The sequence below is a fragment of the Petroclostridium sp. X23 genome, assembly GCF_030013905.1.
Classification (GTDB): domain Bacteria; phylum Bacillota; class Clostridia; order SK-Y3; family SK-Y3; genus X23.
The window spans coordinates 2932680-2947198 of sequence record NZ_CP124862.1; the positions used below are offsets into that span (position 1 = coordinate 2932680).

A 14519-nucleotide genomic window follows, 5' to 3' on the forward strand; every position below is an offset into this window, starting at 1 on the left:
TACCAGCACAGCTATCAGAAGCAAACCACCAGGGACGGTTCTCACTGTTCAGCTTTTCTAATTGCAGGTCTACTAATACCTGTTACCCTCGATATTCGTAAAATAGACATCCCTTCTACTTCCTTTGCTTTTTTTAAAATACTATTTCTTTTTTCGATATCCAGCTTCTGTATATCCCATATATTTGTTAAATTCCCGATTTCTTTTATAATATCTCTTGCCTTTTCATCGGTCAATTTAACCCTCTTATCTATCTCTAAACATTTGTCATCGTTAGGTACCTTCATGTATTCAATATATTTTTTTATCGCTGTATCTTTGTTTTCTGATAGGATTCTCAGAAAAAATTCCGTATCAACAATTGATTTTTCGTTTTTACTCATATAACTATTGTAACTACTCCACTTATAATCTTGGATACTTGATAATCCAGCTTTTACAGGGTTTTGATGAATATATCTTATTACCGTATGAAAATAGCTGTCACTTTCTACCGCTTCACTCTTATACCTATCTTGAAATAAATGTCCGTTCCTTTGATATTTGCAGTTAAAATAATAGACGTAACTCGTACCGATCTTTTTTAGTAATTTTGATATTTCTAATTCATTTTCTTTCATTAGTAAGTGGACATGATTATTCATTAGGCAGTACGCATAAATTTCAAAGTTAGTTTCCTTTTTGAACCGCTCCAGTGTTTGTAAATACCTCTGCCTATCCTGATCATCCTCAAAAATATCTTGTTGATTTATTCCCCTTATCATAATATGGTATATCCCTGTACTACTTTTTTCTCTTGCTACTCTTGGCATACAAATCACCTCAAACTCATTCTATAATAGTTCAAGGCGACTTGTCAATAAGAACCGTCCCTGTTGTTATGAAGACTACAAGCCGAGGGACAGATACTGGATTTGGGTATTTGTAGAATCTATGCCGTACAGAGTATCTCTCCCCGATCTTATGAATAATATAAAAGACCATTAGGGAGGGTTATAACTGTTAAACTCTTCCAATCCAACGTCTACAAATACCCGTTTTACCCTGGATATTTGTAGACCAAACACTCCCTCTATCTCTTTGCTTTTTCAAAATACTATTTCTTTTTTTGATATCTAACTGAATGATTTGCTTTCTTAGAACCACTGATAGCTCGCGTCGGTCTACCATCGTGTTAAAAAAGATCCCCTTCATTGAATAACTCCTTATTCTATAATCTTGCTTAGCTATTTTAATAATCCAAAACGCTTTAATATTAGTAGTATTTTATCTCCTTTTGGTACCATTTCAATATCTTCTTTTTTTATACATCCTACTCCAAACAACATAAGTGTATAAATTCCTACTCCTACTATAATCGCAGCAATTACAGATAAACTATTACTTTGTACTCTCAGCATTAAATGATTATATGTAAAAATAACAGCTATCCCCATTGAAGCAGTAACTATCATTGGTTTAATGAAAAAATCAACAACCCTGTATTTCACTCCAATAGCTTTCTTAACTTCTATAAAATTTAAAACAACAATTAGAAAATAGCATAGATTAGTACCTATTGGCGCACCATTAATATTGATTGCTGGAATACCCACCAGTATGTAATTGAGTTAATTTCATAATTTCTAATCCTTGAAAACACAAGGTTAGAAAAAAGCATAAAAAATAGTTTACCCCAATCCGATAAATAATTCGTCCAAACAATCCACAGAAAGGAGTAAACGTTGTACGAATTATGAATCGGCAAACAACATTATTTACTTTAGAGCAAATTATAGAAATTCAACCATTAACAAAATTACAAGCTGTTTTAACATTTATTGATTATTCAATTATGCTTGAAACTTTTAAAATTGATGTCAGCAAACGTGGTCCTAAAGGATTTGCGTATACCAGCTTGCTCAATGCTTTACTTGCAATGCAAATAGATCAAATACCTACTATTAAAGCATTAGTTAAAAGGTTGAAAACAGACCCCGTTTTAAGAGTAACCTGCGGGTTTGATACTATTGGCAAAACGCCTAGTGCTTCAACTTTCTCTAGGTTTTATAGAAAAGCTCTCTAAAACCGATGTACTTGAAAAAACTTTTTCAGAGAATGGTTCGTAGAGCCAAAACCTTGGGACTTATTAATTGATAAAATGGTTTGGTTGGAAGATGCATGCTGTAGTAGATACAACAAGCGGAATCCCATTAGGGTACATCATAACCCCTGCAAATGTTGCAGATATGGTAATGGCAATACCACTAATGAATAAGCTTAAGGCAGATTATGAAGACTTATTCAAACCATCTTACTACATTATGGATACAGGCTATGATATACCATCTATCTATCAACATGCTGTATCATTTGGTGCTCAAGCTATTATGCCAATTAACTGGAGAAATACGAAAAACTCCACCTGAAGGCATTAACTGGGAAGGTCAACTTGTTTGCACCATGAATTATCCGTATGTGAATGGTGGAAATGATAATGGAACCATTCGGTTATTTATGTCCCCACGCTTGCGGAAAAGCCAATTGTCCTATGGGTTCAAGTTGGTGTACGAGTACAAAATCAGGATACATTGGCAAAGTTAAAATTAAGGATAATCCACGGTTTATATCTTATCCATTACGAGGAACAGAAGCATGGGACAATCTATATGATGAAAGAACATCCGTTGAACGCTTTTTTGGTGATGGAAAAGAAAACTATGCTTTAAACAATCTGCGTGTAGCAGGGCTAAAAAAAGCAAAAGTAGTATTCATGGATTTAGCCTGCATTGCAATTATTGCTACAAGAATTACAAAAGCAGAACAATCAAAAAAAATATTGCAGCTTAGTATTTTAATTATCAAGGAACAGGAGATGATATTTCTTAATTTCAAAACTATATAGTTGTGGATAACTATCTATTGTAAGGATAGTCTAACCTTTTTTTGCACAATTTCAAAAATATCAGTAGGAATTATCCACATTCTTGATTTTTGAATTATGAAATATCCTCAATTAGTCATTATCTTCACTACTCCGCCTATAAACATATTTCTTACCGGAATCATTACTTTTCCTGTAGATTGTAATATTGCGCTTGTTACCAACACCAAGCAAACAAATATCGAAGCAATGCCCATTAACGCTAATAATTGGGTTGGCTTAGTACTTTGATATACAAGCTGTAAAATCGGTTCTGAGAGTAAAGACAGCCCCATTCCGGCAGGCAATGCAAAAAGCAATGCAATTCTAATAGTCGATTCTGTTGTCTTTCTTGCTAATCGATAATTCTGAACCGTTAAAGCTCTTGCAACAGCAGGAACAACGCTTATCGCTAAAGCACTAACCATTGTTGGAGGAAAATTAAACAAATTAACCGCATACCCTAAATACCCATATAATTCATTCGCTTCTTGATATGAAAAGCCTATTGATACGAGCCTGTTCATAATAGTGATTAAATCTATTGCATTGGTAAGCGTAAGAACCGAAGCACCTAAAGTAATAGGAATAGAAATTTTTACTAGCTGTACGAATATTTGCCTAGTAGATTTAACCTTAATATTATGGCTATACTGCTTTACTTTTGAAAGCTTTTTTTGTGAAAAACGATAAACTCCGTAAAGGATAACAGCACCCAAAAGAGTTCCCACCGATACGCCTAAAGTAGCTCCGGCAGAAGCATATTCAACTCCTTTTATAAGCCATAAATACGCTAATAAATAACCTATAATTAATTTCCCCAGTGCCTCTACTACCTCTGAAATAGCAGTAGGCATCATATTCTGCATTCCTTGAAAATATCCTCTATATACTGACATAAGCGATACAAATAGTAGTGCCGGTGATATTGCAATTACGGATAAATAGGCACTTGGATTACCAATAATATTTGTTAAAAAACCTGCACCAAAAAATAGTATTATTGTTCCTACAATACCAATAGTACTTAACAAATAAAATGCTATATTAAAAATTTTATGTGCTTGTTTATAATTATTTACAGCAACACTTTCAGAAACTAACTTTGATATTGCCACAGGCAACCCCGCAGTAGCTATGACAAAAGCCCATGAATATATAGAATAAGCTGTAATAAATATTCCGTATCCTTCTGGCCCTACGATATAAGTCAGCGGAATCTTAAATGTAGCTCCAATTATCTTTACCATTACATGTGCTACTGTTAATACCATTACACCCTGTAAGAAAGTTTTCTGCTGAGAATATTTCATTTGGTCACCTCTAATTAGCTAGCATTATAATTAAAATAAAAAACTATAGCTTCCAAACCATCCCCATTGTTTCTTTGTCCGTTCTTAACTATCTTGCATTTTGTAGAAACTCGTTATAATAATATATCCTAACATTACTTGAAAAATCCCCATATATGTTTGAGACATTCTACTACATAAAATGAATCTTATAGGATAAGAGAGAATTTCTTGTACCGTCACAGATGAAGTTGGAAAATAGTAAATAAAGTAGCTCATTGCGAGATAGAATAATGGAATACCCAATAGTATAATTTTAGGTAAATTAAGCTCCCATTGTCCTTCTTTTTTTATTTCCAACAGTAAATGCTCTAAGCCAAGCAATATGCCCAACATGATGAATATTACAGTAGACCATACCATAAACGGAAAAGGATCAAACATCTTTGATGCTTGTTCTTTTTGAACACCTAATATCCAACTACTCCCTATAAGATAGCATAGTATTATTAGAATATAAATCAAATACATACGCCAATGATACTTTCTCAAGCTTATCACTCCCTGTATATAATAAACTAATAGTCGGTTGCAGAATACTACACCCCTTGACTTTACTGCACTACAATTAATCTAACAGCTACCAGGGATAGTTCTCATTGTTCAGCTTTTCTAATTGCAGATCTGCTAATACCCGTTACTCTGCATATTTGTAAAATAGACATCCCTTCTACTTCCTTTGCTTTTTTTAAAATACTATTTCTTTTTTCCATATCCAGCTTTTGTATATCTAATATATTTGTTAAATTCCCGATTTGTCTTATAATATCTCTTGCCTTCTCATCGGTTAATTTAACCCTCTCATCTATCTCCAAACACTTATCATCGTTAGGCACATTCATGTATTGACTATATTTTTTTATCGCCGTATCTTTGTTCTCTGATAGCATTCCCAGAAAAAATTCCGTATCAACAATTGATGTTCCACTTTTACTCGTATAACTATTATAGCTACTCCATTTGTACTCTTCCATACTTGAAAATCCGGCTTTTACAGGATTTTGATGTATATATCTTATTACAGTAAAAAAGTAGCTGTTACTTTCCACAATCTCACTCTTATACCTATCTTGAAATAAATGCCCTTTTCTTTCATACTTCCAGTTAAAATAATAGACGTAACTTGCACCGATTTTTTTTAGTATTTTTGATAGTTCTACTTCTTTTTCCCTTATGAGCAAATGGACATGATTAGTCATTAAACAGTATGCATATAATTCGAAGTTAGTTTCCTTTTTGAACCGCTCTAATGTTTGTATATATCTCTGCCTATCCTGATCATCCTCAAAAATATCTTGTTGGTTTATTCCCCTTATCATAATATGGTATATCCCCGTACTACTTTTCTCTCTTGCTATTCTTGGCACACAAATCACCTCGAACTCATTCTATAATAGTCCGAGGTGATTTGTCAACAAGAACCGTCCCCACTGTTCCTGTAGCATCTTAGCGTTTGGAAAAAACTGATCTTTATTGCTTTTGGATCAAAACTTTGGATTAATTGTTTATACAAACATCAACCCTAATTAACTAATCTTATTTATATTTTTCATCTAATATTTCAATTCTTGCATTTTTAATAATTTGTTCTTTAAATCTATCTACTATCTCTTGCTTTTTGGATTTCTTTTCCATTTCAGATATTTGTATATCTTTTAGCTCTTCATTTGCTATTTGTTCATTTAACTCAGCAATAGTAAGCATTTTTTGAACTTCTTTAATAGTATAGTCATTCCAATATTCATCTTCTGTTAATCCTAGAGAATTAATATATGCTAAAAGAGCCTCTTTTGTTTCTGGGTTTTCATATATCATTTCCTTTTCCTTTTGAGCATATGCTATCGCTTTATCTTCCGAAACAGCAATACTCCTTCTTTTGGATTCAAGCAATAACAACTGAGTTTTTGCAGCATCTAAAATAAGTTCTTTATTCGATTTTTTGTTATCACTAGAAAGTTTACCTATATTACGTCTCTTTAATATTTCTTTTTCGTATATCTCTATGCCATTTACCTTAGCAACCACCTTACTATCTGAACTATCATTATACTCTTTTATAATTTCCCCGAATTTTATAGCTAAATCTTTATCAATTGTTTTTGTTGATAGATTGGCAGTCGCTCCAGCTACTATACCGCTAATAATTAGCAAAGTAATTGCAATACTAATAATAATTGATCTTTTTCTCATAATTGAGTTAATTTCATAATTTCTAATCCTTGAAAACACAAGGTTAGAAAAAAGCATAAAAAATAGTTTACCCCAATCCGATAAATAATTCGTCCAAACAATCCACAGAAAGGAGTAAACGTTGTACGAATTATGAATCGGCAAACAACATTATTTACTTTAGAGCAAATTATAGAAATTCAACCATTAACAAAATTACAAGCTGTTTTAACATTTATTGATTATTCAATTATGCTTGAAACTTTTAAAATTGATGTCAGCAAACGTGGTCCTAAAGGATTTGCGTATACCAGCTTGCTCAATGCTTTACTTGCAATGCAAATAGATCAAATACCTACTATTAAAGCATTAGTTAAAAGGTTGAAAACAGACCCCGTTTTAAGAGTAACCTGCGGGTTTGATACTATTGGCAAAACGCCTAGTGCTTCAACTTTCTCTAGGTTTATAGAAAAGCTCTCTAAAACCGATGTACTTGAAAAAACTTTTCAGAGAATGGTTCGTAGAGCCAAAACCTTGGGACTTATTAATGGTTCCCATGTCTCAATAGATGCATCGAAAATTGATGCCTTTGAGCATGCTGTACCAAAATCAAAAATACCAGAAAACAATCCAGAGTTTCCTCACTGGGGTGCCAAGCAAGATACCAATGGCAATATGATAAAATGGTTTGGTTGGAAGATGCATGCTGTAGTAGATACAACAAGCGGAATCCCATTAGGGTACATCATAACCCCTGCAAATGTTGCAGATATGGTAATGGCAATACCACTAATGAATAAGCTTAAGGCAGATTATGAAGACTTATTCAAACCATCTTACTACATTATGGATACAGGCTATGATATACCATCTATCTATCAACATGCTGTATCATTTGGTGCTCAAGCTATTATGCCAATTAACTGGAGAAATACGAAAACTCCACCTGAAGGCATTAACTGGGAAGGTCAACTTGTTTGCACCATGAATTATCCGTATGTGAATGGTGGAAATGATAATGGAACCATTCGGTTATTATGTCCCCACGCTTGCGGAAAAGCCAATTGTCCTATGGGTTCAAGTTGGTGTACGAGTACAAAATCAGGATACATTGGCAAAGTTAAAATTAAGGATAATCCACGGTTTATATCTTATCCATTACGAGGAACAGAAGCATGGGACAATCTATATGATGAAAGAACATCCGTTGAACGCTTTTTTGGTGATGGAAAAGAAAACTATGCTTTAAACAATCTGCGTGTAGCAGGGCTAAAAAAAGCAAAAGTATTCATGGATTTAGCCTGCATTGCAATTATTGCTACAAGAATTACAAAAGCAGAACAATCAAAAAATATTGCAGCTTAGTATTTTAATTATCAAGGAACAGGAGATGATATTTCTTAATTTCAAAACTATATAGTTGTGGATAACTATCTATTGTAAGGATAGTCTAACCTTTTTTTGCACAATTTCAAAAATATCAGTAGGAATTATCCACATTCTTGATTTTTGAATTATGAAATATCCTCAATTAAAACCTCCCGATTATAAAATTATTATATCAAAACATTAATATAAATGTATCATCATCCTTGTAAAATTAATACCTTATTACCAGTTCATCTTCAAATGTTTTGATACCTGGAACCCAATCACTACCAAGGCTAAAATAAGTACTTACAAATACCTTGGAACCGTATCTATTAAAATGCGAAAAATTTGTTAAATTCTCTCCAAGAAAATAAGTTATTTCATTACCTGGAAGTATTATATCATGATCATATGAATAATCACTAGGTTGAAGAGTTCCTAACAATGTATTTGAAGATGATACAGCGTAATATTTTTCATGCCATAAACCTGCACTACCTCCTAAAGGATTTTGCCAGTCATAGGCATATATCCTGATATAATGATCATTCAAGTTAACGGTAGTTCCAGACGCGGAATAGCTCTCAGATACCTTTACTCTATAACCAAATCCTCTTAATCCATAGTCAGAGCTTTCTCCTAAGAAACTATAAGTAAAGGTATCACTAGCTGCGTAAGCAGTAGTACCTAATAATAATAAAATGAAAAAACAAAGTATACATCTACCAAATTTTTTAATCATAAAAATATCCCTCTTTCGTTTTTTTATATTTTTATCACAACAGGAATAGTTTAAAATTAGTACAATAATATCATTCCTTTCTATGATTCTCTCTTACACAGATATCCCATTGTAGTATATGATATATTTGTACTATTACCTTTTTGTGCAAGGAGCTAATACCTACAAATCAAGTAGACTTTTTAGAGCTCCATTTAAATTAAGGGTGTTTCTTTATATTTAAGCGCGCGCCACTTAAATGCATTGTTAAATTTGCTGATTTTATATAAATCAACAAATATTAATTATATTTATAATATTCTTCAAATATCCCTAAATTCCTGTACAAATTCCTATCTGGCCATTATTACTGCATGAATAACCGAATACTAGATGTAAATGTCCATAAGCAAAAATAATCCCCTCTACATTTATGAAGGGATTATTTTCTCTTTCAATTCTTCAAACTTATATCTGCTCATATAAGCTACTTTATTCATTTTCAAAAAACTGATTTCATAGGATCTATTTCCAACCTCTCTTATCTTATGAATCTTATTCTTGTTCACGATAAAAGACTTGTGTACCCGCATGAAGTATTCCGGTAATGCTTGCTCTAATTCATTCAAGGTTTGCTGAGAAGAATATATGTTTTCTCTCGTATAGATTAGTGAATTTCTGCCCTGTTTTTCTATGAATAAGATACTGTCTAATGCTACAAATGATATCTCGTTTCCATTGTGTATTATAATTTTATCCGTTTCTTCTTTTACATGTATTGGTTTTTGTATTCTATTTGTTAATGTAACGATCGTCTCTACTATCTTTTTTATATCCAATGGCTTTAGAATATAATCATACGGGTGCACACTAAAGGAACTTATCGCATATTGGGGATATCCTGTGATAAATACAAATTTAGTATTAGAACTGATAGTGTTGATTATTTTTGCAATATCAAGCCCATTCATTTCTTCATTTGTATCAAGTTCTATGTCCAACAATGCAATATCCGGCAAATGTTCCTTCGCAAACTCAATAGCTTCACTGCACTCTGCAGTGTCAAAAATTTGAAAGTCCGGTGCACTTTCCGATACTATTTTTCTGATAAGCCTCCTAGTATAATGTTCGTCTTCCAAAATCAAAATACTATTCATACTCATTGTTTCCTGTTCTTTAAACTTTCCGGAATTTTCGGTTCATAGAAATACCAAATGCTATTGGCTCCTACTCCTATCATCGCAACAAAAGCAATGACTGCTGCCGCATTTGATAATACAAACTTCTTGAATCTATTAATCATCCTTCTTCCTCCCCTCTTTTACAGTATTGAATATATGGTCAAGGGTATGCAATACCCTGTAACCCCAAGGTGTTATAAAGAAAAAGCTGCTTACAGCACCAAGTATTAAAGCTAAACTGTATCGTAGCTGATGCTGAATCAATATAGAAGTTATAATGGTCCAGCCGATTAGAACTATAGTCATTTTCTTCTTTTGCCCCAATCTTAAAGCTTGATCTGATACATTCTTATTATGTGTTCCTGCCGGTACCCAGCGTATGATTACATATGCCCCCAGTATCAGCGTTAGACCCATTAATAATGTTATTATATTCGCACTCATATTTGATTCTGCCAATTTACCTAAACCCAGAAATAATAGTAATCCTATACTTAAGCACCGTGGATACGTACTTAAATGTACTCCTCCACCAAAGTGACGAAAAGCTACAAAGCTTAGTACACTTATAAGTACTGTCTGAAAAATGTCTAGTATATACGCTAAAAATATGACCAATAGAAACTTTACTGTTCCACCAATGATAATTTCCAGCCCATATGCAAGGATATCTGTTCTATCATCATCCGCTTCTAGCTGTTTACCCATCATCACTGCTGTTTGTTTTGAGATACTTCGAATCATTTTTCCCCTCCTTGTAAGGAAGATAAATACTAAAAGTTGTTTTTTTACCGGTTACTAATTCTATTCTGCCATGATATTTATCCACGAGTTTCTTAACAATGTATAAACCATAACCACGTATTTCTACATCCTTTGTACTATATCCAAGCTTAAATATATTAGGTATATCTTCACTAGTAATTGTCTTTCCGTTACTATATACATAAAAAACATACCAATTATCCTCAAACTTGATCTCTAATCCTACTCTCCTACTATTTCTTCGCTCTATAACGGCTTCTAACGCATTATCTAAGAGGTTACCCAATATACTAGATAAATCCCATGCAGAAACATCCAATCCGGTCAAATCACATTTAATTGCAAAATCAAAATGTATGCCCTTACTTGCAGCTATTTCACTTGTGCTATTCAAAAGCGCAGTTAGGGCAGGATTGTCGGTATGGATCATCTCTTTAGGATATTTGCACTCCTGTGCCAATCCGGCAACATATATCTTTGCATTCTCTATTTCTTCTAAATACAACATTGCTTGTATTGCCTGTATATGGCGTGCGTATTCATGTCTTTGGGAGTGCAATGTCCTTATAAGACCTTCAACCTGCTGAAGATGGGATTTCAATATATTAAACTCTGCTTTTTTCTTAATATCTTCACCTAAAATTCTCAATGAATACAACACGAATCCTGTTAAAAGTGCAACGATAATATTTGCAACAGGTAGGAGCTTTTTTATTATCCCAACCTTTTCCGTTATCGTAATATATTGATTTACAAATATCATTAGTATTGCTTGTAAAAGCATAGTGAATATAATAATAAGATTTTTATCCTTCATCATTTCTATCCATCCTTACGCTTCCGCTAAAATCAATCAGATAAAAACATTTTTTTTTAACAATCACGTATAATAATAGCATCAGCAATGCACAGGGTATAAAAAACATGATACTCAGCCAAGGTTCTGTGCGCAAATCATTCATGTTCTTATCAGTAATAGCTAATAGAAGGGGTGTCACCATTAATTGCAGTATTCCTGTGATTAGTGTACCAGTCAGTATTCCAACCCCTGCGTATATAAAGTTAGTTTTAAGCACTAACCGGATTAAAATTATAATAGCTATCATAATTAAAATGGTGTGTACTCCAAATATAGTTATATACATTCGTACTATATACGATACAAGTCCCCCTCCAAGTGATATTACCAGTGACTTTTTCCAGTCTATATCTATATTAAAAAGAATAAAACCTACTTGAATAATCAAAAATATCTCCGGAACACTTTCCAATAATGCTACATACCACGGGATTTTGTATACCATATCGGCTACTCCTCCAACAAAATATTTAAAAATATGACACCGACAACATTATAAATAATATAAAATCCGATAAATTATGTAACTTATTGATATTTTACCACATTAATCCATAGTATACCAATACATTTTTACCTACAAATTCCAACATGGTTCGACAATTACTATTCTCTTAAAATAAAAAACTCGATGCTAAAATCGAGTTTTTTATTTTAAGAGAATAGTCAATCAATGCTTTAATATCGTCAAAATCTCTTGTTCTATTTTTTTCAACTGTTCAATATCTGTTGAACCACCCTCGGTCTTCATGGCTTCCAGCGCTTGAATGAATTGTATATAACTGCAGTTCCCCGCTCTTTCACCGATTCCACCTATGGTGCAGTCAATGTATTTCGCACCGCCCTGTACCGCAGCAATGGAATTTGCCACAGCCATTCCCATATCATTATGCACATGAATGCCCATGTCCATTTCCAACGCTCCGCATATCTCTTTTATTTCTTCAAATATACGTTTTGGGTACAATATACCTACGGTGTCTGCATATCTCGCTCTTTTTACACCTAGTTCCAATGCCGCTTTACAAATATCCATGACAAATAAAAAATCCGCCCTTGAAGCATCTTCAAGACCGATTGTGATCTCAAAACCTTTCTCTTTTACAAACGAGATACATTTTTTCATATTTTCTATGACCCAAGTTCTATCTTTGTTTAGTTTGGATTTTATATGAATATCCGAAGCCGGTACAGAGATATGAATGATGTCCACGCCACAATCTATCGAATGCTGCAGGTCATGGATATTCATTCTGTTCCATGTAGATACCTTACTATCCAGATTAAGTTCCATCATCTTTACAATGCTGCGTTTTTCATCTTGTCCCATCGCCGGGGTTCCAGCCTCAATCTGATATATTCCCAGTCTATCAAGCAATGCGGCAATTTCAACTTTTTCTTTCACCCCCAGGGCTATTCCTGCCTGCTGCTCTCCGTCCCTCAAGCTGGTATCTACAATATAAACATCATTCCAATCCATCTCCAATCCTCCCTACTTCCTACTTTCAAATCGCTTGGTCTAAGCTTTCTGTCATACATTGATTACATAGCTGTATCAACTCATAATCATGTATTCCTCTTCCCAGCATCACACTTTTTGCTCTAACCATTTCCAATACACTGGAAACACCTACTGTCTCATGGTCTATACCCATCTCTTTTAATTTACTTATTACAGCTCTTGTACCCGAGTGTTTCCCTAATACAAGTTTTCTTTTTTGTCCTACTTCCTCCGGTTCGTAAGGTTCATAGTTTTTAGGGTTCTTTTCTATACCGTCCGCATGAATTCCCGATTCATATTTAAAAATATCCTGTCCCAGTATCGCCTTATTTCCTTCAATACTTGCATTGGTAAGCATTTTATATCTTGCACATAGCTGCGGTAGAAGTGTCGTATCTCCATCAACTTCCAATTTCATGATAACCCTCAAACCCATGATTACTTCTTCCAATGCAGCAGTTCCGTATTGTCCACATTTACCTGTAAATGCTGCTGTAATAAAATCCACATCATGCATTATTCCTTCAACAGCGACTGCCGTAGCTTGAAAAAACCTGTTATCAGGGAGAATATCCACTTTTGCTTTGATATTGTTTTTTATTCTAGAGATTATATCCTCATTCGCAGGTACTAAGATTTTGCTTAACTCATGTACTCTTATACAATCTATATGGTTGAACGTGATAAAATTCTTCAAATGTGTCAGGCCATATTCTTTTTCTATATGCTCTATACCTATTTCAAGGGTTATATGCGTATCTTTCAACTCTGAAATAAGCTTTGCCTGATCGTATAAAAAGATATCATAATTTATCACGCAATATTCAAATCCGTACTTTACGCATATTTCCATATCTTCAATACTTTCTATTCTGTATATAAAGCCAAAATTTTCAGGCAGCTTTTCTAATCGCTCTAAAGCAACTCGATTAATCTCTATTAAATCAACCCCTAGTTGGTGAAGCATGCCGCAAAATATTGATAGGTCTTTGCTCTGAACGTTTTGATTATTTTCTATTATCTCCGGGATGGTTCTATCGATAATGAATCTTTCTCTTTGATTAAAAAGAACTCCCATATTTCTCACTCCTGTAGCCCACATTTAGACTTTTATAGTATAACACCGTAAAAAACCCAAAACCAAACGCTGGAAAAGTGCTTCATCGGTCAGTCGCAAAGCACGGGGACGGAGCTTCAGCTTCACCAAAACCAGGTGCAGCAGTAGCTCCGTCCCCATCCTTCACTCCTTCTACGTGCTAAACCGGATTTTTTCAGTAGTTTCGTACTGGTTCCCGACTCCGACTTTCTAATGAAACTTCATTGCAGTTTCTTAAGATGCTTTGATTAAATCACTTATTTTATTTCCAATCTTTCTAGTATTTGACCGTTTTCAAGATGTGACTCTACAATTTCTCCTACATCATCAGGTGACACATTACCATACCAGGTTCCTTCGGGATAGACCAGCACGATAGGCCCTTTATTACATATGCCGAAACATCCTGTATTGGTAATCATGACTTCGTCCATTAACTCACGTTCATCGATCTCTTCCATAAATCTGCTTACAATTTCTACGCCATCTTTAGAATGACAGAATCCCTTTTGTTGACCGTTCGGCCTTGAACTTGTACAGACAAAAATGTGGTACTTTGGCTTTAACATTGATATTTCCCCCTTGTTTTTTCATTCATATAT

General features: G+C 33.9%; 21 protein-coding genes. 4 read left to right on the forward strand and 17 right to left on the reverse strand.

Annotated features, from left to right (window positions below; all coding sequences use genetic code 11):
- Positions 1 to 41: 41 nt before the first annotated feature.
- The 3 genes from QKW49_RS13895 to QKW49_RS13905 all read right to left on the reverse strand — a co-directional run bounded on the left by QKW49_RS13895 (position 42) and on the right by QKW49_RS13905 (position 1601).
- Positions 42 to 812, reverse strand: a complete 771-nt coding sequence (locus tag QKW49_RS13895; protein ID WP_282863254.1) for a transposase — start codon at positions 810 to 812, stop codon at positions 42 to 44.
- Positions 813 to 1002: 190 nt separating this feature from the next.
- On the reverse strand, positions 1003 to 1194 hold the full coding sequence (locus QKW49_RS13900) for a hypothetical protein (protein ID WP_282863256.1): 192 nt from the start codon (positions 1192 to 1194) through the stop codon (positions 1003 to 1005).
- Positions 1195 to 1226: 32 nt separating this feature from the next.
- Complete coding sequence (locus QKW49_RS13905) at positions 1227 to 1601, reverse strand: polysaccharide biosynthesis C-terminal domain-containing protein (RefSeq protein WP_349239132.1); 375 nt, start codon at positions 1599 to 1601, stop codon at positions 1227 to 1229.
- 134 nt (positions 1602 to 1735) lie between these two features.
- On the opposite strand from QKW49_RS13905, the gene QKW49_RS13910 reads away from it, so the two are divergent.
- The 3 genes from QKW49_RS13910 (at position 1736) to QKW49_RS13920 (ending at position 2884) form a co-directional block, all read left to right on the forward strand.
- On the forward strand, positions 1736 to 2065 hold the full coding sequence (locus QKW49_RS13910; protein ID WP_282863259.1) for a transposase: 330 nt from the start codon (positions 1736 to 1738) through the stop codon (positions 2063 to 2065).
- Between the two features lie 67 nt (positions 2066 to 2132).
- Positions 2133 to 2408, forward strand: coding sequence for a transposase (locus tag QKW49_RS13915; protein WP_282863260.1), 276 nt, complete (start codon positions 2133 to 2135; stop codon positions 2406 to 2408).
- A gap of 68 nt (positions 2409 to 2476) precedes the next feature.
- The gene (locus QKW49_RS13920; protein ID WP_282863261.1) at positions 2477 to 2884 is read left to right on the forward strand and encodes a transposase; all 408 of its coding nucleotides are present in this window, start codon (positions 2477 to 2479) and stop codon (positions 2882 to 2884) included.
- 107 nt (positions 2885 to 2991) lie between these two features.
- On the opposite strand, the gene QKW49_RS13925 is transcribed toward QKW49_RS13920, so the two are convergent.
- From QKW49_RS13925 to QKW49_RS13940, 4 genes are all read right to left on the reverse strand, one after another.
- Complete coding sequence (locus QKW49_RS13925; protein WP_282863262.1) at positions 2992 to 4215, reverse strand: polysaccharide biosynthesis protein; 1224 nt, start codon at positions 4213 to 4215, stop codon at positions 2992 to 2994.
- A gap of 84 nt (positions 4216 to 4299) precedes the next feature.
- Positions 4300 to 4746: a hypothetical protein gene (locus QKW49_RS13930; RefSeq protein WP_282863263.1), complete on the reverse strand. Its 447-nt coding sequence runs from the start codon at positions 4744 to 4746 to the stop codon at positions 4300 to 4302.
- A gap of 104 nt (positions 4747 to 4850) precedes the next feature.
- Entirely contained in the window at positions 4851 to 5621 is a 771-nt protein-coding gene (locus QKW49_RS13935; RefSeq protein ID WP_282863264.1) for a transposase, read from the reverse strand.
- A 169-nt stretch (positions 5622 to 5790) separates the two neighbouring features.
- On the reverse strand, positions 5791 to 6501 hold the full coding sequence (locus tag QKW49_RS13940; RefSeq protein ID WP_282863266.1) for a hypothetical protein: 711 nt from the start codon (positions 6499 to 6501) through the stop codon (positions 5791 to 5793).
- Positions 6502 to 6576: 75 nt separating this feature from the next.
- Here QKW49_RS13940 and QKW49_RS13945 point away from each other — a divergent pair, with 75 nt between their 5' ends.
- Positions 6577 to 7788 carry a transposase gene (locus tag QKW49_RS13945; RefSeq protein ID WP_282863267.1) on the forward strand — a complete coding sequence of 404 codons (1212 nt, stop codon included), beginning with the start codon at positions 6577 to 6579 and terminating at the stop codon, positions 7786 to 7788.
- A gap of 235 nt (positions 7789 to 8023) precedes the next feature.
- On the opposite strand, the gene QKW49_RS13950 is transcribed toward QKW49_RS13945, so the two are convergent.
- The 10 genes from QKW49_RS13950 to QKW49_RS13995 form a co-directional block, all read right to left on the reverse strand.
- On the reverse strand, positions 8024 to 8536 hold the full coding sequence (locus QKW49_RS13950; RefSeq protein ID WP_282863268.1) for a hypothetical protein: 513 nt from the start codon (positions 8534 to 8536) through the stop codon (positions 8024 to 8026).
- 410 nt (positions 8537 to 8946) lie between these two features.
- Positions 8947 to 9672 carry a LytTR family DNA-binding domain-containing protein gene (locus tag QKW49_RS13955; protein ID WP_282863269.1) on the reverse strand — a complete coding sequence of 242 codons (726 nt, stop codon included), beginning with the start codon at positions 9670 to 9672 and terminating at the stop codon, positions 8947 to 8949.
- A gap of 2 nt (positions 9673 to 9674) precedes the next feature.
- The gene (locus QKW49_RS13960) at positions 9675 to 9818 is read right to left on the reverse strand and encodes a cyclic lactone autoinducer peptide (RefSeq protein ID WP_282863270.1); all 144 of its coding nucleotides are present in this window, start codon (positions 9816 to 9818) and stop codon (positions 9675 to 9677) included.
- Positions 9811 to 10440, reverse strand: coding sequence for an accessory gene regulator B family protein (locus tag QKW49_RS13965; protein WP_282863271.1), 630 nt, complete (start codon positions 10438 to 10440; stop codon positions 9811 to 9813). The genes QKW49_RS13960 and QKW49_RS13965 overlap by 8 nt, the downstream gene beginning before the upstream one ends.
- Positions 10397 to 11281 (reverse strand): ATP-binding protein, encoded by an 885-nt coding sequence (locus QKW49_RS13970; RefSeq protein WP_282863272.1) that lies wholly within the window; start codon positions 11279 to 11281, stop codon positions 10397 to 10399. Before QKW49_RS13970 ends, QKW49_RS13965 begins: the two co-directional genes overlap by 44 nt.
- Positions 11268 to 11765, reverse strand: a complete 498-nt coding sequence (locus tag QKW49_RS13975; protein ID WP_282863274.1) for a hypothetical protein — start codon at positions 11763 to 11765, stop codon at positions 11268 to 11270. Before QKW49_RS13975 ends, QKW49_RS13970 begins: the two co-directional genes overlap by 14 nt.
- A 225-nt stretch (positions 11766 to 11990) precedes the next feature.
- The gene (locus QKW49_RS13980) at positions 11991 to 12800 is read right to left on the reverse strand and encodes a homocitrate synthase (protein ID WP_282863275.1); all 810 of its coding nucleotides are present in this window, start codon (positions 12798 to 12800) and stop codon (positions 11991 to 11993) included.
- A gap of 25 nt (positions 12801 to 12825) precedes the next feature.
- Positions 12826 to 13899 carry a homocitrate synthase gene (locus QKW49_RS13985; protein ID WP_282863276.1) on the reverse strand — a complete coding sequence of 358 codons (1074 nt, stop codon included), beginning with the start codon at positions 13897 to 13899 and terminating at the stop codon, positions 12826 to 12828.
- Between the two features lie 24 nt (positions 13900 to 13923).
- Positions 13924 to 14058, reverse strand: a complete 135-nt coding sequence (locus QKW49_RS13990; RefSeq protein ID WP_282863278.1) for a hypothetical protein — start codon at positions 14056 to 14058, stop codon at positions 13924 to 13926.
- 116 nt (positions 14059 to 14174) lie between these two features.
- Positions 14175 to 14486 (reverse strand): 2Fe-2S ferredoxin, encoded by a 312-nt coding sequence (locus QKW49_RS13995; protein ID WP_282863279.1) that lies wholly within the window; start codon positions 14484 to 14486, stop codon positions 14175 to 14177.
- Positions 14487 to 14519: the final 33 nt, after the last annotated feature.

Bases quoted from the DNA above. Each gene is read 5' to 3' on its own strand.
- QKW49_RS13895 (WP_282863254.1), bottom strand. From the start codon at position 812: ATGCCAAGAGTAGCAAGAGAAAAAAGTAGTACAGGGATATACCATATT.
- QKW49_RS13900 (WP_282863256.1), bottom strand. From the start codon at position 1,194: ATGAAGGGGATCTTTTTTAACACGATGGTAGACCGACGCGAGCTATCA.
- QKW49_RS13910 (WP_282863259.1), top strand. From the start codon at position 1,736: ATGAATCGGCAAACAACATTATTTACTTTAGAGCAAATTATAGAAATT.
- QKW49_RS13920 (WP_282863261.1), top strand. From the start codon at position 2,477: ATGGAACCATTCGGTTATTTATGTCCCCACGCTTGCGGAAAAGCCAAT.
- QKW49_RS13925 (WP_282863262.1), bottom strand. From the start codon at position 4,215: ATGAAATATTCTCAGCAGAAAACTTTCTTACAGGGTGTAATGGTATTA.
- QKW49_RS13940 (WP_282863266.1), bottom strand. From the start codon at position 6,501: ATGCTTTTTTCTAACCTTGTGTTTTCAAGGATTAGAAATTATGAAATT.
- QKW49_RS13945 (WP_282863267.1), top strand. From the start codon at position 6,577: ATGAATCGGCAAACAACATTATTTACTTTAGAGCAAATTATAGAAATT.
- QKW49_RS13950 (WP_282863268.1), bottom strand. From the start codon at position 8,536: ATGATTAAAAAATTTGGTAGATGTATACTTTGTTTTTTCATTTTATTA.
- QKW49_RS13955 (WP_282863269.1), bottom strand. From the start codon at position 9,672: ATGAATAGTATTTTGATTTTGGAAGACGAACATTATACTAGGAGGCTT.
- QKW49_RS13960 (WP_282863270.1), bottom strand. From the start codon at position 9,818: ATGATTAATAGATTCAAGAAGTTTGTATTATCAAATGCGGCAGCAGTC.
- QKW49_RS13965 (WP_282863271.1), bottom strand. From the start codon at position 10,440: ATGATTCGAAGTATCTCAAAACAAACAGCAGTGATGATGGGTAAACAG.
- QKW49_RS13970 (WP_282863272.1), bottom strand. From the start codon at position 11,281: ATGATGAAGGATAAAAATCTTATTATTATATTCACTATGCTTTTACAA.
- QKW49_RS13975 (WP_282863274.1), bottom strand. From the start codon at position 11,765: ATGGTATACAAAATCCCGTGGTATGTAGCATTATTGGAAAGTGTTCCG.
- QKW49_RS13980 (WP_282863275.1), bottom strand. From the start codon at position 12,800: ATGGATTGGAATGATGTTTATATTGTAGATACCAGCTTGAGGGACGGA.
- QKW49_RS13985 (WP_282863276.1), bottom strand. From the start codon at position 13,899: ATGGGAGTTCTTTTTAATCAAAGAGAAAGATTCATTATCGATAGAACC.
- QKW49_RS13990 (WP_282863278.1), bottom strand. From the start codon at position 14,058: ATGGGGACGGAGCTACTGCTGCACCTGGTTTTGGTGAAGCTGAAGCTC.
- QKW49_RS13995 (WP_282863279.1), bottom strand. From the start codon at position 14,486: ATGTTAAAGCCAAAGTACCACATTTTTGTCTGTACAAGTTCAAGGCCG.